The 20,007-nt window shown below is 49.8% G+C and carries 20 protein-coding genes, 1 tRNA gene and 2 pseudogenes; 13 read left to right on the forward strand and 10 right to left on the reverse strand.

Annotation, left to right across the window (positions count from 1 at the left end; translation table 11 throughout):
- The first annotated feature begins 15 nt into the window (after positions 1-15).
- The 4 genes from KQP84_RS10685 (at position 16) to KQP84_RS10700 (ending at position 3,900) form a co-directional block, all read left to right on the forward strand.
- Positions 16-1,689 (forward strand): peptide ABC transporter substrate-binding protein, encoded by a 1,674-nt coding sequence (locus KQP84_RS10685; RefSeq protein ID WP_215846513.1) that lies wholly within the window; start codon positions 16-18, stop codon positions 1,687-1,689.
- A gap of 98 nt (positions 1,690-1,787) precedes the next feature.
- Positions 1,788-2,738: an ABC transporter permease gene (locus tag KQP84_RS10690; RefSeq protein ID WP_215846514.1), complete on the forward strand. Its 951-nt coding sequence runs from the start codon at positions 1,788-1,790 to the stop codon at positions 2,736-2,738.
- A 9-nt stretch (positions 2,739-2,747) separates the two neighbouring features.
- Positions 2,748-3,632 (forward strand): ABC transporter permease, encoded by an 885-nt coding sequence (locus tag KQP84_RS10695; protein WP_215846516.1) that lies wholly within the window; start codon positions 2,748-2,750, stop codon positions 3,630-3,632.
- A gap of 106 nt (positions 3,633-3,738) precedes the next feature.
- The gene (locus KQP84_RS10700; RefSeq protein WP_215846517.1) at positions 3,739-3,900 is read left to right on the forward strand and encodes a hypothetical protein; all 162 of its coding nucleotides are present in this window, start codon (positions 3,739-3,741) and stop codon (positions 3,898-3,900) included.
- 290 nt (positions 3,901-4,190) lie between these two features.
- On the opposite strand, the gene KQP84_RS10705 is transcribed toward KQP84_RS10700, so the two are convergent.
- The 3 genes from KQP84_RS10705 to KQP84_RS10715 form a co-directional block, all read right to left on the reverse strand.
- Positions 4,191-4,266: transfer RNA gene (locus KQP84_RS10705), tRNA-Asn, on the reverse strand.
- Positions 4,267-4,369: 103 nt separating this feature from the next.
- Entirely contained in the window at positions 4,370-5,146 is a 777-nt protein-coding gene (mtfA, locus tag KQP84_RS10710) for a DgsA anti-repressor MtfA (RefSeq protein ID WP_215846518.1), read from the reverse strand.
- Between the two features lie 170 nt (positions 5,147-5,316).
- Entirely contained in the window at positions 5,317-5,994 is a 678-nt protein-coding gene (locus tag KQP84_RS10715) for an ASCH domain-containing protein (protein ID WP_215846519.1), read from the reverse strand.
- Positions 5,995-6,600: 606 nt separating this feature from the next.
- On the opposite strand from KQP84_RS10715, the gene KQP84_RS10720 reads away from it, so the two are divergent.
- Positions 6,601-7,299, forward strand: coding sequence for a phosphohydrolase (locus KQP84_RS10720; protein WP_215846520.1), 699 nt, complete (start codon positions 6,601-6,603; stop codon positions 7,297-7,299).
- A gap of 78 nt (positions 7,300-7,377) precedes the next feature.
- A complete protein-coding gene (locus tag KQP84_RS10725) occupies positions 7,378-7,629 on the forward strand; it encodes a hypothetical protein (RefSeq protein ID WP_215846521.1) in 252 nt (83 codons plus the stop codon).
- A gap of 88 nt (positions 7,630-7,717) precedes the next feature.
- On the opposite strand, the pseudogene dcm reads toward KQP84_RS10725, so the two are convergent.
- A pseudogene (dcm, locus tag KQP84_RS10730) lies at positions 7,718-9,095 on the reverse strand (DNA (cytosine-5-)-methyltransferase).
- An 82-nt stretch (positions 9,096-9,177) separates the two neighbouring features.
- Positions 9,178-11,055, reverse strand: coding sequence for a putative phage tail protein (locus KQP84_RS10735; RefSeq protein WP_215846522.1), 1,878 nt, complete (start codon positions 11,053-11,055; stop codon positions 9,178-9,180).
- Between the two features lie 384 nt (positions 11,056-11,439).
- Between KQP84_RS10735 and KQP84_RS10740 the strand changes: the two genes are divergently transcribed.
- The 5 genes and pseudogenes from KQP84_RS10740 to KQP84_RS10755 all read left to right on the forward strand — a co-directional run bounded on the left by KQP84_RS10740 (position 11,440) and on the right by KQP84_RS10755 (position 13,714).
- Positions 11,440-11,952, forward strand: coding sequence for a very short patch repair endonuclease (locus KQP84_RS10740; RefSeq protein WP_215846523.1), 513 nt, complete (start codon positions 11,440-11,442; stop codon positions 11,950-11,952).
- A gap of 30 nt (positions 11,953-11,982) precedes the next feature.
- Positions 11,983-12,258, forward strand: coding sequence for a hypothetical protein (locus KQP84_RS10745; RefSeq protein ID WP_215846524.1), 276 nt, complete (start codon positions 11,983-11,985; stop codon positions 12,256-12,258).
- Between the two features lie 21 nt (positions 12,259-12,279).
- A pseudogene (locus tag KQP84_RS10750) lies at positions 12,280-13,190 on the forward strand (DUF808 domain-containing protein).
- A gap of 33 nt (positions 13,191-13,223) precedes the next feature.
- The gene (locus KQP84_RS25770; RefSeq protein ID WP_256449269.1) at positions 13,224-13,355 is read left to right on the forward strand and encodes a hypothetical protein; all 132 of its coding nucleotides are present in this window, start codon (positions 13,224-13,226) and stop codon (positions 13,353-13,355) included.
- Between the two features lie 179 nt (positions 13,356-13,534).
- A complete protein-coding gene (locus KQP84_RS10755) occupies positions 13,535-13,714 on the forward strand; it encodes a YodC family protein (protein WP_215846525.1) in 180 nt (59 codons plus the stop codon).
- Between the two features lie 85 nt (positions 13,715-13,799).
- On the opposite strand, the gene KQP84_RS10760 is transcribed toward KQP84_RS10755, so the two are convergent.
- The 3 genes from KQP84_RS10760 to KQP84_RS10770 all read right to left on the reverse strand — a co-directional run bounded on the left by KQP84_RS10760 (position 13,800) and on the right by KQP84_RS10770 (position 16,572).
- Positions 13,800-15,020 (reverse strand): glycosyltransferase family protein, encoded by a 1,221-nt coding sequence (locus tag KQP84_RS10760; protein WP_215846526.1) that lies wholly within the window; start codon positions 15,018-15,020, stop codon positions 13,800-13,802.
- A gap of 42 nt (positions 15,021-15,062) precedes the next feature.
- Positions 15,063-15,845 (reverse strand): mannosyl-3-phosphoglycerate phosphatase-related protein, encoded by a 783-nt coding sequence (locus KQP84_RS10765; protein ID WP_215846527.1) that lies wholly within the window; start codon positions 15,843-15,845, stop codon positions 15,063-15,065.
- Between the two features lie 490 nt (positions 15,846-16,335).
- On the reverse strand, positions 16,336-16,572 hold the full coding sequence (locus KQP84_RS10770; protein ID WP_215846528.1) for a DUF2525 domain-containing protein: 237 nt from the start codon (positions 16,570-16,572) through the stop codon (positions 16,336-16,338).
- A 315-nt stretch (positions 16,573-16,887) separates the two neighbouring features.
- Between KQP84_RS10770 and KQP84_RS10775 the strand changes: the two genes are divergently transcribed.
- Together KQP84_RS10775 and dsrB are read left to right on the forward strand one after the other, a co-directional pair.
- Positions 16,888-17,046 (forward strand): YqaE/Pmp3 family membrane protein, encoded by a 159-nt coding sequence (locus KQP84_RS10775; RefSeq protein WP_215846529.1) that lies wholly within the window; start codon positions 16,888-16,890, stop codon positions 17,044-17,046.
- A 63-nt stretch (positions 17,047-17,109) separates the two neighbouring features.
- On the forward strand, positions 17,110-17,304 hold the full coding sequence (gene dsrB, locus KQP84_RS10780) for a protein DsrB (RefSeq protein ID WP_215846530.1): 195 nt from the start codon (positions 17,110-17,112) through the stop codon (positions 17,302-17,304).
- A gap of 77 nt (positions 17,305-17,381) precedes the next feature.
- On the opposite strand, the gene KQP84_RS10785 is transcribed toward dsrB, so the two are convergent.
- Together KQP84_RS10785 and rcsA are read right to left on the reverse strand one after the other, a co-directional pair.
- A complete protein-coding gene (locus KQP84_RS10785) occupies positions 17,382-19,088 on the reverse strand; it encodes a methyl-accepting chemotaxis protein (protein WP_215846531.1) in 1,707 nt (568 codons plus the stop codon).
- Positions 19,089-19,239: 151 nt separating this feature from the next.
- Positions 19,240-19,875, reverse strand: coding sequence for a transcriptional regulator RcsA (gene rcsA, locus KQP84_RS10790; RefSeq protein WP_215846532.1), 636 nt, complete (start codon positions 19,873-19,875; stop codon positions 19,240-19,242).
- Positions 19,876-20,007: the final 132 nt, after the last annotated feature.

Below are 20,007 nucleotides of genomic sequence, written 5' to 3' on the forward strand. Positions count from 1 at the left end.
GACCTGAGGAAAAAGATGAGCGATAAGTTTGCGGATCACCTGCCCCCTATTTCGCGTCGGCAGGCATTGATTTATCTGGCATCGGGTACGGCGGCGCTGGCGATGCCTTCGCTGTTTGGCGGTAACATGGCGCGTGCGGCGATGCCCGGCGCAGGTAAGGGTGGGCAAATGGTCGTGGGCTTTTCGCAGGAGCCGACAGTGTTTAACCCTTTAATGCCGCATATTGAGGTGGATGATGGTCTGCATTTTAGCCTGTTCGATCAGCTGATTGGTGTAGATGACAAAGGCAATTTGTTTCCTAAACTGGCGACAGAAGTGCCGACGCTGGAAAACGGTGGTATTAGCGCGGATGGCCTGAATTTCCATCTCAAACTGCGGGATAACGTGAAATGGCACGACGGTAAACCTTTCACCGCGGAGGACGTTAAATTCACGTTGGAGCTGCTGGTAGATGCCAACTTCCGCAGTTGGACGCGTACCGGGCATGAACTGGTACGCGACATTAAGGTGGTATCACCAACCGAAATTACCTGGCGGATGGAGAAACCGTACTCGCCTTATACCTCTATTCTGGCCGCCACTTTTATTGTGCCTAAGCATGCTTTCGACGGCGTAGCCGATAAAAACACCGCTCCTTTTAACACGGCACCCATTGGTACCGGTCCTTTTAAGTGGCAGCAGCGCGTGCCGGGCGATCACATTGAGCTGGTGGCAAACAAAAGCTATTTCCTCGATGGGCCGATGCTGGAACGGCTGATTTATAAATACATCCCCGATCTCAATGTGATGTATACCCAGTTCGCCTCCGGTGATATCGATGTGGTGGGCTTGCAGTGGATTACCGCCGATCACTATGACGAAGCGAAGAAGCTGCCCAATAAAGTGGTGGATGTGTTTCAAAGCGCCACCATTGAGAACTTTGCGTTCAACCTTGGCAAGCCGCAGTTTCAGGAGCTTGCCGTGCGCGAGGCGCTGTATTACGCCATCGACAAACAGACGATTATCGACGCGCTCTATTACGGTTTGCCGAAGCCGACCGAAACCTACATGCCGATGCAGTCATTTTATTTCAATCCCGACCTGCCGAAGCATGAATACAATCTCGATAAAGCCAAAAAGCTGCTCGATGATGCGGGCTGGAAACCGGGCGCGGGCGGTATTCGCGAAAAGAATGGCGTACGGCTGTCGTTCAGTAATTCCACCACTGCGGGCAATCATCTGCGCGAACAGATGCAGCAATTTATCCAGCAAAGTTTTCAGGAAATTGGCGTGGAGATGAAAATTGCTAACCTGCCACCGGCAGTGATGTGGGGCGATTTCTGGATGCTGTCAAAATATGACAGTGCGATTGTCGGACTGAACTATCTCACCGGTTCCGATCCCGATACCGCTAATTACATGCATTCAACGTCCATTCCCGTGCAGGGCGGAGCAGGGCAGAACGTGTTCCAGTATAAAAATCCAGAAGTGGATACCTTGCTGGTTCAGGGTGCAGCAGAGTTTTCGCCAGAAAAACGTAAGGCAACCTACCTGAAAATCCAGGCGCTGGTGCGTAAGGATATGCCGGTGTTAACGCTGTTTACCTTCGCTAACGTGCGCGGCTACAAGCAGGGCGCAGAGAATATTACGCCAAATATTAACGTGCGTATCGACAGTTGGAACGTGAACAGCTGGGGCTGGAAAGCCTGATGGGTTAGCGCGTTTTGCTTCACCTTAAGCCTCTTTTTCCGCTTAAGAGGCTTAAGGGCGGCGCAAACCAGTGGTACATCGCTCTGAGGAGAATGCGTATGGCAGCTTTTCTGTTGAGACGCGTGGGGCAGAGCCTCATTCTGCTGTTTTTGGTTTCGATCATTGGCTTTACGGCACTGAATTTGGCACCGGGTGGCCCACTCTCGCAATTTGCCTTAACGCCGGGTATGACGCAGGAAGCGATGCAGCGTATTGCTGAACAGATGGGACTCAATCGTCCTTTGCCGGTGCAATATTTTGACTGGTTAAGCCATCTGGTGCGCGGCGACTGGGGGCGTTCTTACCGCGACGGTGAACCGGTGTTGCGCATTATCTTCTCGCATCTGCCTGCCACGCTGTTGTTAATGGTGAGTTCAATGGTGCTGTCGATTACCATCGGGGCCTGGGCGGGAATCAAGAGCGCAACCCAGCGCAACAGCCTGTTCGATCAGGTTTCCACACTCTCCTCAATGATCGCGCTGTCAATTCCCACTTTCTGGTTCGGTCTGGTCGCGATCTATTTCTTCTCGCTAAAGCTGCAATGGTTGCCCGCTGGCAATATGTACACGGTGGGCGATGGGTCGGTGCTGGATGTGTTGCGTCACTTGATCCTGCCGGTTTTGGTGCTGACCTTCGTGGATGTGGCGATCTGGAGCCGCTACATGCGTACCGCCACGCTGGAAGTGATTCATCAGGACTTCGTCAAAACAGCTCGCGCCAAAGGTGTGCCGCCGCGTCGGGTGCTGATGAAGCATGTGGTCGGTAACGCACTTTTACCGATGATCACGCTGGCGGGCATGCAGCTTCCTACGGTGCTGGGCGGTGCGTTAGTGGCAGAAACGGTATTCACCTGGCCTGGCATGGGACGGCTGTTCCTGGACAGTTTGGGGTACAGCGATTATCCGGTGGTGATGGGGCTGCTGATGTGTTCAGCCTTGTTGGTGTTAGTGGGCAATTTACTGGCTGACGTAATAACTGCGCTGGTCGATCCGCGCATTCGTCCAACCTGAGGTGAATATATGGCTTCTTCAGTATTAGCACCGCCGGTGATCAGAGTGCGCTGGTGGCACAACCGGACGCTGCAGCGTTTTATGCAGCATCGACTGGCTTGTGCCAGCCTGATCATCATCATTCTCATGGCGCTGGCCTGCGCCTTCGGCCCGCTGCTGCTGCCGTTTGACGATCTGTTTATTGATCTGCGCGCGCGCTTTGCGCCACCGATGACCGGTTATCACTGGTTGGGCACCGATCCGTTAGGCCGTGACGTGTTGGCTCGCTTATTAATGGCGGGACGTATTTCACTGCTGGTTGGGTTTTTCGCTATGGTACTTAGCATTATGCTGGGCACCGTTGTCGGCATTGTGGCGGGCTATTACGGCGGGCGGATGGGTGCGCTGTTAATGCGCATCGTAGATGCTTTTCTCGCTTTCCCAAGTGTCTTTTTGCTGCTGGCGCTGGCTGCGTTTATCAAACCCAGCCCGGCGATGATCACCGTGATTATCGCCGTAACCAGCTGGATGGAGGTGGCGCGTATTGTTGAGGCAGAAGTCCGCTCGCTGCGTGAAAGGGAATATATTTTAGCAGCCAGAATGCTTGGCTTATCTGGGCGATGGATTATGTTTCGCGAGCTGTTACCCAATGTCGTGGGGCCGATTATCGTCGCTGCCACATTGACGGTGGCACGCGCCATTCTGCTGGAGGCGTACATCAGTTTTCTCGGTTATGGCATTCAACCGCCGTTGCCAAGCTGGGGCAATATGCTCAACGGGGCACAGCAATATTTGCTGCGTGCACCGTGGCTCGCTTTGATTCCTGGCATTGCCATCACGCTTGCAGTGACCTGCTTCAACTTCATTGGCGACGGATTACGCGATGCGCTCGACAGCCGCAGTGATAAATCTTAGTGGCGCGGCTTAGTTGATTTTTGGTAAAGCAGCGCAGAAATTGGTGGTTCTGATCTGCGTTGAAAACCGGTTAACTCAAACCATCAACCGTTGAGGAGACGACAAAATGAAACACCTAAAAGCATGGTTTGAGGCCTGGCTGGCAGCCGATCGCTCAACCAACGCAGACGCCAGTGAATCGACCCTGGATAGTGAGCTTCTGTTCCCCATCAGCCAACTTTATGGGCTGGAGTATTATCCCTCCATTCACCGCTATCATGAAAAATAGCCGCTGTTGCTGCTTAACCTCTTACTTAACCATGTAAAGGCCCGCTTAGACCCGCGGGCCTTTTTTTGTCTATTTTGCTGCTGCGTTGCCACGTACTCTTTCAACACCGCTGCTTAACCTTTATCACAATGTATTGCGTGGCTGGATGGACGTTTAAGACGTTGCATCAGGTAGAGCAGGAGGGGTGTGCAGCGGCTGCGGTAAGAGGGCTGCTTTGTGGCAGCACCTTTTCATCAGGCTGTTTTAGGCACAAAAAAACAGACATCCGGGGATGTCTGTTTTCTCGAATTTGGCTCCTCTGACTGGACTCGAACCAGTGACATACGGATTAACAGTCCGCCGTTCTACCGACTGAACTACAGAGGAATCGTTGGAACGAGGCGAATATTAACGGCGACGTCTGAGGGTGTCAACAGCAAAAAATACATTATCATTCAACTGGCTAGCTTTAGCACAAAGCGATCGCGATTTAAGCAGATTCTGATGCGTTTGCCGTCAGGCGGCTTAAGGGATCTTGTTGATAAAACTGGCGTAAGTGCTGATACATCGCTGGAAAACGTTCAGCTAACAGATCGGGTGCGGTGAAGAAATATTCGGATAGCACCGCAAAGCATTCAGCAGGATCGCTGGCGGCGTAGGGATCGATACTTGCCGCCTGTTCGCCGACCAGCTCAACTTCGCTTTCGATCTCTTCCATTGCCGCACGTAAATCCCTTTCCCACAGCGCGACTTCGCGCAGTGGCATCAGCGGAATACCGCTGGTGTAGCCGCTTCCACGGGCATCCAGTTTGTGCGCGACTTCGTGAATCACCAGGTTGTAGCCGGAGAGATCAAACGAATCCTGAATATCCTGCCAGTTCAGCACCACCGGACCTTGCGTCCAGCTTTGTCCGGCATGCACCGCAGGAGCACTGTGTACCAGTCCCGCTTCATCCTGCCAGTTGTCATGCACGGAAAAGGGTTCGGGATAGATCAGCACGTCGTGAAAACCATCCAGCCAGTCCAGGCCTAACGTCAAAACGGGCAAACAGAACAGCAGGGCGATGCGCACGCTGCGTAACGCGTCGAGCTGCACGCCATCCAGCAGAACCAGTTTTTTCTGAGAGAGAAAACGCTGCGCTAACAGCACCAACGCTTGCTGTTCGTCATCGGTTAGAAGAGTAAAGATCGGTTGCGCCAAACCTTGCTGCCACGGCAGCTCGGCCAAAGCCGAATCAACATGCGTTTTCCAGGGCCAGGTAAACATCACAGCACTCGCTCAGAATCAGATGACCACGCTATCCTGACGTGCCAGACATAAAAATGCCAGCATCGAAACATCATGCTGGCAAGGTTTGTTTGGTGACAGGGACAAGGCACCTATTCAAACGGGTCGGACTCAAAATGTCTGTGATTCAACCCGCAAAGCGCGATGAATTAGCCTCTTTCAACGCGTTGAAATTCCACCACCCACACCCACGGATTCACTTCCCAACTGGTGGCGCCGTACTGCTTTTGCCACGCTTTACGGTAGGCTTCTTTGGGTGATTCTGAATTCATATTCATGGTGAAGAAGTTATTGAGAAAGTGGGAATCGGTCTGCACCCCTTCCGCCATGATGTCATCTTCACTAATATCCTGGATCTTTTCGGCACGTACGCCCGTGATCTGCAGATTGATACGGCTCGCCCAACGCGGCATGTGAATGGCGGTTTGCCAGCCAAACTGCTCGCCTTCAGTGTCGTTCATCGAATGATGGCCTAATTCATTGCTGTCGGCACGATACTGGCAAAATTCGGGCAGGCGGAACGGCGTAGGATCGCGCTCATACTCCGCCAGGGCGCTTTCAGGCACAATCGGCCCACGCCAGGTCTCTCGCACCCATAAAATATCACCCGGTTTGCCATAAGGGCATTGATAGCTGATGTCTGTCATCGCCATCATTTTGTAACCATGCAAATGGTTTGCACTGACATCAAAGGCGTGTACACCTTCATGGTTATCTTGTCCAGGACCGAACGCCTGCGTTTTCATAATGCGCCGGGTTTGCGTCTGCTGACCAACCAACAAGGCTCGAACACGCTGCTCGGAAAAAAGAATCGGCCGTTCTTTCATTGAGTACCTCTTTTTATTAGTAGAACCCGGTTACTGCGGTAAGCATTTTTCGCTGAATGCGCTCTAGCATAGAGCGTATATATCATTTTGCTTAATAATTTGTCGCCTTATTATCTGGCGGCTGCTGCGTATTTTGGTCTTAAAAAAGAGCAAAATGCAAAATTCGAACCAAACCCGCCAGAATAATTTGTGTTAGGCGGCTAATTGCCCAGATACAGTACGTTATAACGGCAAAAATGGGAACCTTTTCAGATTTGTTAACCTGTCCGAATAGCCTGTTTCCGTGATAGCGCGCAGCGACGAGCGCCAGCCTGAATCTGGCAGAAAAAAGCATTAATGTTGTAAACCATTACCGATCTTAAACTGATTCATTTAACTACAATCACTTAAGGAAATGCTTAAAAGAGGATGATTTGCGGTTATTAACGGCGAGAAATGCTATATAAATGATCGAGATCCCACTTTCCTGCCTGAAATCTCCGGCAGCGCCGCTCTTTTCCACAGCACTGTAAAAAAAGTGTCATTAGCCAGTCGTTATGATGGCCTGCCGTTCGCGACGCCTCTTCTTTCCGGGGTCGCGCATAAAACACTACAGGGAGATGGATTATGTCACTCACTCTTTGGCAATCCCGCTTTGAAAGCTGGTTTCAACTTAATTGGGTTCATGACGATAAGGCTCACGATATTGCGCATTTACGCCGCGTATGGATGAGTGCGCAACGGATCATGGCGGACAGCGAAGCCAATCCGCTGGTGGTATTGACCGCCTGTTATTTCCATGATGTGGTGAATCTGGCTAAAAACCATCCTGAGCGGCATCTGGCTTCCACCTATGCAGCGAGCGAAACGCAGCGGATTTTACAGCAGGAATTTATCGATTTTCCTGCTGAGTTGATCGATGCCGTGGCACACGCGGTAAAAGCGCACAGCTTTAGCGCGGCCATTATGCCGGAGACACTTGAAGCAAAAATTGTGCAGGATGCTGACCGACTGGAATCATTAGGCGCTATTGGGCTAGCGCGCGTGTTTTATACCGCCGGTGCCCTTAACCGTCCGTTGTTTGACAGCGAGGATCCGCTGGGAAAAGAGCGTGAGCTAAATGATGTGCACTGGACGCTTGATCACTTCCAGAAAAAACTGCTGCGCCTGCCGGAAACTATGCACACCGCGACGGGTAGGGCAATGGCGGAGCATAACGCCGATTTCCTGGTGCGCTACATGGCCAAGCTGTGTGCGGAATTACAGGGCAATTTAGTCAGCATGGATGAGTCCGTATTACGCGATTTCACGCCTTTGCGCGCGTAATATTAAATTTTTGTGACAGTCTGTTAATCGAAACGGTCATCCGGTAGCGTGATAGCCAGAACAATAAGGAGTACCACGATGACCGAAACTGTTAATTTAACGATAAAAATCGATCCTGCGCTAAAAGAACACCTCAAACAGCTGGCGCTTGAAAATCAAATCTCAATGAGTCAGGAGATTGTTCAGCGACTTCAGACCAGCCTGCAAACTCAGCAGCATCCTGCGGTGGATAATCAGGATCTTGTTGAAGATGTTCCCAGCCCGCTGACATCAGCGGAGGTCAAACAACTTCGTACTCTGTTGAAAAAGCAGACCAAGAAGAAGAAGTGAAAAAGCCATAACGAAAAACCCGTCGATTGACGGGTTTTTTTGTCCTTCATCAAGCTGCGAGCTCACCCGCGAAAAGGGAGAGGCGCGTTTAGCGTTTTAGACTGCGGATATGCGGTAACAACAACTGGGCGACGGCGGCAAAAACCGGAACCACTACCGAATTGCCAAACTGCTTGTAAGCCTGGGTATCAGAGACGGGAATACGGAAGGGTTCGCTTCCAGGTACGTCAAAACCCATCAGGCGTGCGCATTCACGTGGCGACAAACGACGCGGACGACGCGCCATGTTCGCAACATTTTGAAAATCCGCTTCCCCGACCACGCTATCCCAGCCGCGATCGATAAGAATTTCAGATCCATCCTTGTAATAGCGCGCCGACAGCGTTCGCACGCAGCAGTGAATATTACGCGGGTCGTTGAGGCCAAAACCAAAACCGTTGCCTTTGGCTTTATGCTTTTTTGCGTAGTTATAGAGATAACGCCAGAGATGTGGAGAAAGGGTATATTTCTCTTCTGGTTCGCTCTCCAGCAGGCTTTGCAGGCTGGGTACTTCAGCTGGAAAATGCTGACGAATATCACGCAACGTAAAGGCGCGGCTGCCGGCAATATCACGACGAATACCCACCAGAACGATACGTTCACGATGCTGTGGCAGGAAGTGACGCGCATCAATGATTTTGGCATCAGGCGCATTGGCGTCTGCATCGGCTACGTCGTAACCCAGCTCATCCAGCGTCTCCATAATGATGGCGAAAGTGCGGCCTTTATCGTGACTTTTCAGGTTTTTGACGTTTTCCAGTACGAAAAACGGCGTTTTTTTAGCAGCCAGAATGCGCGCTACATCGAAAAAAGCGTGCCCTGAACCTGACACTCAAAGCCATGCGCGCGACCCAACGCATTTTTCTTGCTGACGCCTGCCAGTGAAAAAGGCTGACAAGGAAAACCCGCGAGTAGAACCTGATGATCAGGGATTGTCGCGTCGATATGCTGATAAATCGCCTCATCACCTGACACATCGGCAGGTTGCGTAACCTGACGAATATCGCTGTTAAAGGTGTGCTCTTGCGGATCGCTGTAATGATTGGCTTTGTAAGTACGAACCGCTTCTTTATTCCATTCGCTGGTGAAAACACATTTGCCGCCAATCGCTTCAAATCCACGACGAATGCCGCCAATGCCGGCAAACAAATCGACGAAACGAAACTCTGGCGCATCATAATGTGCCGGACGCGTGGGCAACAGATTTTGCAGTAATAATACTTCCTGCGCAGAGAGCGTTGGCAGCGCCGTTTTGCCCTGACGAATGCGATTAAGCAGTTGAGGTGTCCAGTCTTGATAACCCGCATCATGCAGGCGCATGACAATATCGCGTACCGAATAGATCGCCAGCACGTGGGTTAACAGGGTCATTTCATCAGATGGCGAAGCGGGGAGAGACGTGGTTCAGCGGTCGCGGCGGCGTGCATGCGTTTATCCTTAACAGTGAAGCGCCTATGCTAACACTCCTTACGCGCCGAAGAAATTGGCGGGACGTGCCCGCCAGTGAGATCAGGCCTTTAACTTTCTCATTTCGATACCAAAAATCTGCCCGTTGATGCGTACTTTAAGGCAGCTGGTCGCTTCATCAAACTCAGCCACTTTGCCACTGGTGCCGTGAATAATCAGCTCTTTGTTATTGTTATAGCCAAAGCCGACGCTTTTATTGCCGGTCCAGTGTTGTTCAAAGCAGATCACTGGCGTGGCATCCAACTCAGCACTTTTTTCCGGCTCACATTTCGTGAAGCTTTTGCGGAACAGAAAATGCACGCCGGCTTGATAACGATCCACGCCGTTGGTTTCTAATAACGCGATGCTTTGGCCGGTATATTGGCCGATCTTCACATAGATTTTGCAGGCGGAGCTTTTACCTTCAATGTGTACCTGAACAACCGGGGAAGAGCCTTCGCTGTGCCAGGTGGCGTAAGGTCCGCCGCTGGTGGCCTGAATCGCAATATATGCTGCGCCCTGCGCGGTTCTCTGCGAATAATCAATTTGTGTCTCTCCGACGGTACTGTATCCACCGGAGCCCACAATTTTAATATTGAGCTGATTAGATTCGGTGGGGAAAGCGACCTCGCCCAAATAAAACCAGACGTCTTTATCGGTACGGTTATCCATGCGATGTTGGGAGGTAACGTAGTCATAATTTAGCGAACCATTCAGGATCATCCCCCAGTTCGCCATCTCCACGTTGCCCTCTTCATATTCCGACAGCCAGCGTTCGCCCTCCGGTGTGAAATCGACTTTACTTCCGCTTTGTAGATTTTTCTGCGTCATGATAATACGGGCGTAAGCGAGTTTTAACGGGTTGGCACAATCCTCCAGATTGAAGGTCTCAATGATCCACTGACCGTTCGAGAGATCGCCGGGAAATTCTGTGTGTTCGATCCAGCCGTTACGAATAATGGATTGTGTACAGCGCGGAATATCTAAAGCAGGGAACAATGTGTTGTGCTGGATATTAAAGTTGGCCAGTTCAATCGCCGTTGAATGATCCCATACGCCTTGCGCTTGACCTGACCAGCGTGCATAGACAATGGAATTTTGACAATAGCGGCCATAAAATTGATCGAATTTGCAGTCAAGGGTATCGATAATATCCAGTGCACGTCCGCCGAGGTAGCGGAATTCTACGCAGCTCAAACGTAAAAACTGGCCACCGGGAATAATATTTTTAAAGAAGCCTTTGGTATTGGCAACCGTACTGCCGTCACCCTTGCTTTGGCCTTTTACAACGAAGCCTGATATCTCCACATAGCGCGCTTTTACTGAGAACATCACTTCGTTATTTTTCTGATCGGAAAGCAGCGTTGTTGAGGCAAAAAAGCCAAAGTTAACCGGTGCGCCAGAGATTTTAAATCGGGCAATCTCTTTCGAGGAAATATCAAACTTCGACAGCAAAAATACGCCAGCGGTAAAACGAATGCCGGTTGCAGGATTATTTTTCTGCGACCAGTCAAACATACGTGTTACCGCTTCAAGACAATCGACTTTACCGTCTGGGACGGCACCAAAATCGATAACCGTCACGTTGTTATAATCCAGAACGACTCGCTTCCAGCGCGCTTTTTCCGGCGTGACGATGTTCAGGCCAAAATCTTCTGCAGTGGTTTTATCTGCAGCATCGTAAACAAAAAGGCCACCGCCCCTGTTTGTGTCGGTGTTGTATTCCAATACTGAGGCAAGTTCTCCCGGCTGAGTCGGCTCGGTGCTGCGTAACTCAGCGATGTTTTTTAATTGCGTAATGCCCGCCCCATTACTGCTATTTAGGCTCGCCAACTCCACTATAATTTTGCCGAAATCAATGCTTTTACCGCTTTTATCTAAAACGGTGAGCGAGTTACTGTTATCAGCGCTAACGGTGACGTCATCTGATTTATTCGTCATGGTGCTTTCCTTAATAAATGGTCAAGAAGAGTTAAAGTCTTTTTTAGTATAAGTCCTTGAAAATTAATATTTATGCGCGTGCCGCCGTTAACCGGAGTAAAATATGTAGTCTTATTTTTAATCAGCGGTAACGGATTGAATTGTGGCGATAAGCGAAGCGGAAGATTTACGCTTTACAGATTATTCGCAGCACTCTTTTATGCATCGTTGGACCGAAAATAGGGCCAAAAAGGATTTACAGACAGGAGGTTGTGCAGCATGGCAGCATTGTCAGGTTGAGAACCCTTGTCAGTGGCTTATTAATAGCGTCGCCGGATTGACGCTAACACTGTCGATTTTCGTGGCTCAGGCTAAAGTTGAAAGACCAGTCAAAAAGGAGACGCCATGGCCGACGTTCACTCTAGCGAGATACGCAGCAAAAACATGCGGGCTATCCGCCAGCAGGACACCGCGATTGAGCAGCGCATTGCGCTCTTACTCAAAGATCGGGGGTTTACTTACCGCGTACAGGACAAAAACTTACCGGGACGCCCCGATTTCGTTCTGCTGGAGCAGCAGGCGATCATCTTCGTCCATGGCTGTTTTTGGCATCGTCATCATTGCTATCTGTTTAAAATTCCGGCCACCCGCACCGAATTCTGGATCGGTAAGATCAACAGCAACGTAGAGCGTGACCAGCGCTATGTTAAGCAACTGCAGGAAAATGGCTGGAAGGTTCTGATTATCTGGGAATGTGCACTGCGCGGAAAGCTGCGTCTCAGCGATGAAGATTTGCAGGAAAGGCTGGAAGAGTGGCTGCTGGTGATGAAGGAGAGCGCTGAGATTGATCATCAGGGAATTCACCATTACCGCGCCCCTGAACTTGCAGCCTTGCCAATCAGCAACATAATTGGTTAGATCTCCGCTTTCTCCGTGAAGGATCCTGTAATGAGCAGCATTAAACTGACCGTTAAACGCCTTTATCAGATCCGTGATGAGCGCATGGTAAACACCAAAGCGACAGCGCGAATTTATGTGGGCGATACGCTTATCGCCACGGAGGAAGTGACAGGGTTAACTGAGAGTCCAGTAAGTAAGTATCTGCATGCACAGACGAAAGCGGGAGAAGCGGTGCGTGTGGAATGGGATTGTGAGGGCATCGCCGAGATGTCAGTTGCCGAAATTGAGCGCTGCCCATGTTGTCAGCATAACGAACCGGAATAGAACCGGCATAAGGATCGCATTTTGGCAGGAACGAGTTTACTGACTTTATTAGATGATATTGCAACACTTCTGGATGATATTTCCGTCATGGGAAAAGTGGCGGCCAAAAAAACGGCAGGCGTTTTAGGTGATGATTTATCGCTTAACGCCCAGCAAGTGACGGGGGTTAAAGCCAATCGTGAGCTGCCGGTTGTGTGGGGCGTTGCCAAAGGATCATTTCTTAATAAGTTGATTTTAGTGCCGCTGGCGCTGGTGATCTCAGCGTTTGCCCCTTGGCTGATTACGCCACTTTTGATGATTGGCGGTGCCTACCTTTGCTACGAAGGCGTAGAAAAGGTTATGCACAGTTTGCAACATGATAAACAGCAAAAGTCACCGGAAGCGCGACAGGAGCGTTTGGACAAACTGACCAAGCAGGATCCGCAAGCGTTTGAAAAAAGAAAATAAAAGGGGCGATACGCACGGATTTTATTTTGTCTGCGGAAATTGTCGCTATCACGTTGGGCATTGTCTCCGAAGCACCATTAATGAATCAGGTCATCATCCTGGCCGGCATCGCCATTCTCGTTACTGTTGGGGTGTATGGCATCGTCGCGGCTATCGTGAAAATCGATGATTTAGGTTTCTGGCTGCGAGAAAAGCCTTCGCGCATGGCGCAGGGAATTGGCAGCTTTTTGCTGGCGACCGCGCCCTGGTTAATGAAGATTTTATCGGTCGTTGGCACTATCGCCATGTTTTTAGTGGGCGGCGGCATTGTGGTACATGGCATCACGCCGCTGCATCATTTTATTGAAGAAGCCACTGCTGGATTTGGCGGCCTGATTTCAAGCTTATTAAGCAACGGTGCCAATCTGGTACTCGGTTTTATCATTGGGTCGATCGTGCTGTTAGGCGTAAATCTGATTGCAAAAATGCGTGGGAAATCGGTATAAAGCGCGCTGAAATTGCATAACGGGAGCAAAAAAATGAGCGATGACATGTTTGAATTTGATATTGATGCACAGCTTGAGCAGGCTGAAGCGAAAGCAGAGAAGAAGGCCAACGAAGTGCCTGACGATCTCGGCGATGAAGCAGATTGCGAAGGCTGCAAAATCTAATTCTTGTTAAAGAGTTTCTTTAAAAGCGGATAACAAATGTTATCCGCTTTTTTTATTTTCAACATATCCATCTGCTTAATTCTGAATTCGCCATTTTTATGTTTGCCTTAACAGGCAAGAACCCTTTTCGCCTGCTATAAAGAAAACTGTTCATTAAAAAGTCAAACGGAGGGCGCAACATGGTTTTTGCAATCAGTGAAGAAGTTCAGCATAAGGAAGGCGGGCAAACGATGGTTGTCACCGGTTATGCCAGCGGTATGGTCGAGTGTCGTTGGTATGACGGCTACGCGGTGAGAAGAGAAGCTTTCCGTTCTGATGAGCTGAGTCATTCAACACCGTCACAACAGTTGGCAAGTTGATGCGTTTTTTATCCGCCGCTTCCCTGCGGCGGGTGTCTTAGCCTTAACAATCTCATCCCGTTTTAGACTTCACCCTCTAGCCCCATCACACGTTACCTTCGTTATCCTCTTCCACGGCCTGATAAATACGCTGTAGGATGTCAGGGAATGCAGACTGCACACGACTCCAGCTTGGAATAAACGGCTTGTCATTAGGGCGTTCTATGAAGGCCTGTCCCGCTTCAAGAATCGACTGTGTAAACATCTCAACGGCCGCTTCTTCTACATGCTGTTCAAACTTCAGACCATTCATCGTCGCTTCGTGATTGTAGATTTCCATCATATCGAGTGCGTTACGGTAATAGGTGGCTTTCAGCACGCGGAAAGAATCACTGGTAAGCGGCACGCCCATGGTGGCGAGTTTACGTAGCAGCGACTGTACGATATCGCTGCTCATTCGTTTCAGTCCGCCCGTGCCATCTTCTTCCGCCAGCGGCTGGTGTTTGTGATCGTAGTTGTCGGCTATTTCGACCTGACACGTTTGTCGCGTGGTGTAATTACGAAATATTTCCGACAGCACGCCAATTTCCAGACCCCAGTCACCCGGAATTTTTATGCCGTTCAGCACGTGTGTACGCATGGCAAACTCACCCGATAATGGGTAACGAAAACTGGAAAGGTAATCGAGATAGTCAGAATGGCCGTACACTTTTTGCAGCGAACGCAGCAGTGGGCCAACCAGTAAACGCCCAACACGACCATTTAGTTTGCCATCTGCCACGCGCGCATAGAAACCTTTGCAAAACTCATACTGGAACGACGGGTTCGCCAGCGGATAAAGCAGGCGCGCCAGCATGCCGCGTTCATAGGTGACGATATCGCAGTCATGGAGCGCCACACAGCTGGTGCGGTCAGAAGCCAGCGTATAGCCGGTACAAAACCAGACATTGCGGCCTTTGCCGGGCTGGCTGGGCGACAAGCCCTCTTTGTCTAATTCTGCATCTATCGCTTTCAAACGCGGGCCATCGTTCCATAAAATTCGATGGCGCTGTGGCAAACGCGAGAAGAATTCCCGGGCATGTAAAAACTGCTCGCGGTCAGCGCGATCAAGACCGATGACGATCTCATTGAGATAAGGTACCTGGGCTAGTTCATCAACAATATTGCTCAGTGCCGGGCCTTCCAGCTCAGAAAACAGTGACGGCAGAATTAAGCCCATTTTGCGCTTACGGGCAAAGCGTACCATCTCTTTTTCAAGCGACTCCACGCTGCGGTGGGTGAGGTTATGGAAGTTAGTGACGACGCCATTCTGATAAAAATCACTCATCGCATTATCCTTATGGTATGCAGCGGCTGCCGCAAATTGAGGCTAAGTAAGAAAATAGTCCAGACCTTCGCACCAGCCTTCGGGGCCATAGTGCGCGGTGTGATAGATATGTTTGAGATCTTGTCGGGTCAGGCGCACTGGCGTTTTACTGTAGCCTTTGATCACCACCGCGTAGTCGACGGCATCCAGCATGGGTGCATCGTTTGGGCCATCACCCAACCCAATAGTGACTCGAGGTTCACCTGACAGCTGGCTAAGTAACCAGCGTAGCGCTTCACCTTTCCCGCTGCCCGCCGGCATCACGTGCCAAAAGCGACCGCCCTGCGTTAATGTCAGATTGTGTTGCGTGAGTTCGCTGTGAAAGGAAGCAAAAGCTTCTTCGCTGTCACGCCAGACCAGCACCTCTGACGCGTCGCGCTGGCGCGATAGTGCGGCGTCAGCCTCGCTGAGTCCTGTCATCGCCGAGACTTCCCGATCGGTAAAATTGTGAAATCCGGTGAAGCGATAACGACTTTGTAGCAGCGATAAATGGTGGCACAGCGTTTCATAGTCTGCGCTGTCAGCGGGCAAGCGAATCCGTTCTGAAGGATCAAGTTGGATCAGCGCACCGTTTTCAGCAATGAACGGTGCGCCCGTAATACCGAGTTTCTTTTGCAACGGCAGAATTTCCGCCGCGGTTTTACTGGAGCAGATCACCAAAGGAATTTGGTGTTGTTGCAACTGCTCAAGCCATTCTTCAGCGGGATCCCAGCTATAGCTGTGATGGTCGAGCAGGGAACCGTCGAGATCGGTCACAATCATCAATGGTTGTTGAAGCGTAGGCATCGTAAGGCTCCTTTCATCACATTCAACGCCCCGTCACTTTTTACGCTGCAGGTGCGTTATCTACATTACTCGACACGTCTGTGCGTCAGCGAAATGCAGGTCAAACCGATTTCGCCTACCGTGTCATTCGTTTGCCGCCTCGCTGCAACGCAAATTATTCAGGGTATAAAGCAACGATTTTTCAATATTATAGTTGAATCTTAGTTGCTCTTTTGCCGAACACTCATCTTAGGAATATCCAGGAATAATCCTAAAACGTAACGGCGTTTACGGGTATGTTGCACGTTTCTTGCGCGCTCTAGCGCTTGGTACACAAGGTGTTTTCGGTAACAGTGACATCAAAATGGCGGTTTGTGTGGCAGGATTGTGCAGGGTTAAGACTTGTCTTAAGTCACGAGAGGCGTAGTCTGCAGAGGTGTTAAGAATTCCCTGGTGTAACGAATTGAATTTTTTACCCGGCCATCCCGCCGGGTATTTTTTGGAAACGATTTCAACGATTCATTTCACTGCTGGTGCAGTCGTGAATATCGAGTTCAAATGCTTCAGCGATTTCGGTGTAAGCCTCAAAATGCCTGCTATCCAGCTTTATTCCACGATGGGATGGATCAAAATCCATATAATCGCGAACATCACCCGAAGTTTTCACCTGGATTGCTTCTAATAGCGCATCCACGTCCACATTCAAAGCCCGCTGTGCGTCATCGCTAGACTCTTTTGCCGTTGCCATAATCTGCCTCCTGAAGGCGAGATGATATTTGAGTATAGACGGCGGCGGGGAAAGCGGAATGTGGAATGACAGGCAAAAAAAGCCCGCGCTGCGCGGGCAAAAATCCTTGTTACTTTTAGGTTGACTGCGCCTATTGGGGTTGGTGCAGTGCTAAGAAGTGTAAAAGGTTTTCGCGTTAGAAATCTTGTCGTGAAACGTTAAGGAAGTGAAATTTCCTAATCTTACTCATCTTTACCTGCTTTTTTGCTTAAAAGCAGGAGAAACAGCTATATTTAACGACAAAGCTGTTTTTAATCAACACCTCAAGGAGCGACCATGGATATTATCCGCATTATTATTGCTATTTTGTTACCCCCGCTGGGCGTCTTTATGCAGGTCGGTTTTGGCGGAGCATTTTGGCTAAACATCCTGTTAACGCTGTGTGGCTACATACCCGGTATCATTCACGCCGTCTGGGTGATTGCTCGCCGCTAAACGCTACATGGAAGCCATTGTTCGTTTAAACTGTGACTCAGGAAATAATCAGGAGAAATGAGAATGAAGGTGAATGACCGTGTCACGGTAAAAACGGATGGCGGCCCGCGCAGGGTTGGAACCATTTTGGCCGTGGAGCCGTTTAACGAAGGCACCATGTTCCTGGTGGCATTAGAAGATTATCCGCTGGGGATATGGTTTTTTAATGAAACTGAACAGGCTGACGGAATCTTCGTTGAACCTTATGAATCGGCCTGATAACCGCGTTTGCAAAGAGAAAAGGTGCGCCATGGCGCACCTTTTTTATGGCTTCAACCTGCTAACGACAACAGTAATCAGAAGGTTTCCCAGTTGTCATTTCCCGAGGCTAATGCCGGGCGGGATGCGAGCACAGGTGATTTTTGTGCGGGTGAGGGCGCGCGCGTTGCAAGCGTCTGCGCTGGCGAGTCATGCAAACGGAAAGCGGAAACCGCCTGCGTCAATTTACCTGCCTGATCCTCCAGCGAGGAGGCGGCGGCAGAAGCCTCTTCCACCAGTGAAGCATTTTGCTGCGTCACATTATCCATTTCAGTTACAGCAAGACTCACCTGCTGAATACCTCGGCTCTGTTCATCCGATGCCGCAGCGATCTCCGCCATAATGTCTGTCACGCGGCGCACCGCTTCGACAATTTCACTCATCGTCGAACCGGCTTCACCAACCTGATGAGAGCCGTCATTAATCAATGTCACTGATTCGGCAATCAGGGTTTCAATCTCTTTCGCTGCTTGTGCACTGCGCTGAGCCAGATTACGTACTTCGCTGGCAACCACGGCAAAACCACGGCCTTGCTCACCGGCGCGTGCCGCTTCTACCGCAGCATTTAGCGCCAGGATATTGGTCTGGAACGCAATGCTGTTAATGACATTGGTAATCTCAGCAATCTTCTTCGAGCTGCCTGAAATGTTAGTCATGGTCTTCACGACGCCACTGACCAAATTGCCGCCGCTGCGTGCTTTACCGGACGCATCCGCTGCCAACTGGCTGGCGTGATGCGCGTTCTCGGCATTCTGTTTCACCGTGGCGGTCAACTGCTCCATGCTGGCAGCGGTTTGTTCCAGTGCAGCAGCCTGCTGCTCGGTACGAGAAGAGAGATCGGTGTTACCGGCTGAAATTTCGCTGGAGCCTTGATAGATGGCTACTGCGCCTTCACGAACAGTGCCAACGGTCTTCACCAGGGATTGCTGCATAAGCTGCAAATTATGGATCAGCGATCCAATCTCGCTGCGGCCATGCGGCAGGGAAGGGGCGGTTAAATCACCTTGGGCGATGCGTTCAATACGTGAAACTGACTGGCGCAGCGGATTAATGATCACACGACGCAAAAATACAAAGGTCAGAAGCACTAATATCAGCGCGGCAGCAAACGCAACGGCCATGGCAATAAAGCCAATACGCGATTGGTGCTCCGCTTCCACGTTAATCGACTGCGCGCGGTCGGTACGAATTTTGATCGCCTTCAACAGGACGTCGTTATAGGCGGCATCCAGCTTTTGTGTGACGTCAGTTTCCTGCGCGATAATGCCTTCAAAGCTGCCTTGCTTACCGGCATTGATCATCGGCACCAGGCCTTTATCAACGTACTCATTGAAGCGCGTGGTTAACGCGGCATCCAGGTCCATATCGGCTGCCGATTTTACTTTGCGGTTTATGTAAACTTTGAAGCCATCTTTCGCCTGCTGGATGCGTTTCTCAGTAGCGGCAACGTTAGCGCGAAACACATCCATTTCACCGATACGTGCGGCAGCACCAGCCTGAATAATGGTTAGACGAGCGGTACGCAGATGGTTTGAACTATTAGAAATACCCATGCGCACCTGGATTTCTTCAGTGGCATTTTGAAGTGACTGATTGCTTTGAATAAGAAAGTAGCTGGCGAGTCCAATACAGAGTGCGAACAGCAGCAGAATGCCGCCGAAAATCATACTAAACAGGGGAACGAGTCGAAGATTTTGCCAGATGCTCGGCTTGTATTGCCCATCAATAACCTGTGCTGTGTTCATATCCTTGCTCTCTTGAGATTGTTGTTATGAAGCTAACATCGGCAATTCAGAGAAAAGGATTAGGAGATTAAGTGAGATCTGGCTCCCACTTTAAAGCAAAGAAGGGGCAAAAAAAACCGACCTTAAAAGGTCGGTTCTTTCAGAAGGGTTATTATCTCACATTGACATAAATACCCGAGGTGACATTATCGGTCAATCGCACCACATGATAAATTACTTGTTTGTTGTGGGTTTTGATCTTGCGCTTAATATTACCTTTGTGTGATGAAACTGTTTTAGCTTTAATTTGCATCTTGTCGGAAATTTGAATGGTGTCATGGCCTGACATCCACATTTTCAACATATTCGACTCAGTCTGGCTCAGCGTTAATGGATGAATATCCAACCCAGAGGAAATACGCGGAGATTGATTGAGTTTCTTCTGCAAATAAGTACTCAGTAAGGAATCCAGTGTGGATGTCTTTATCGATTTTGACGTAATAATCAGGTTCTTACGAACGTAGAGGTATTCCTCAAAATGGATATTACTGATGGCCATAAATATAAAAAACAGAGTTTCAGGGTGCTGCATAATAATACTGCGAATACGTTCGCTGGAATCAGGCTCATGAATGAAGCAATCTTCATTAATAAAAACGACGCCAGGTTGTAATTGTTCACAACGTTGCTGTAATTGTTCAATGTCAGAGGCTGAAGTAATATTTTTCCTCTTAACACCTTTAGAGGACATATAATCTGATAATCCCAAGCGTGTGTAGTTGCAGGAATCCATAATAATCGTTGGCATGTTAGCGACCCTCACCAATTTGTTATCCGTTTAAATCAACGATGAATTACGCGTTGCGGTACGAGAGAGATTTCTAAGACACTTTTTTATTCTGCTCATGCAGTGTGGCAACAGGCAAACGCCTGTAAAAGT

This window comes from Candidatus Pantoea bituminis (assembly GCF_018842675.1).
Lineage (GTDB): Bacteria > Pseudomonadota > Gammaproteobacteria > Enterobacterales > Enterobacteriaceae > Pantoea > Pantoea phytostimulans.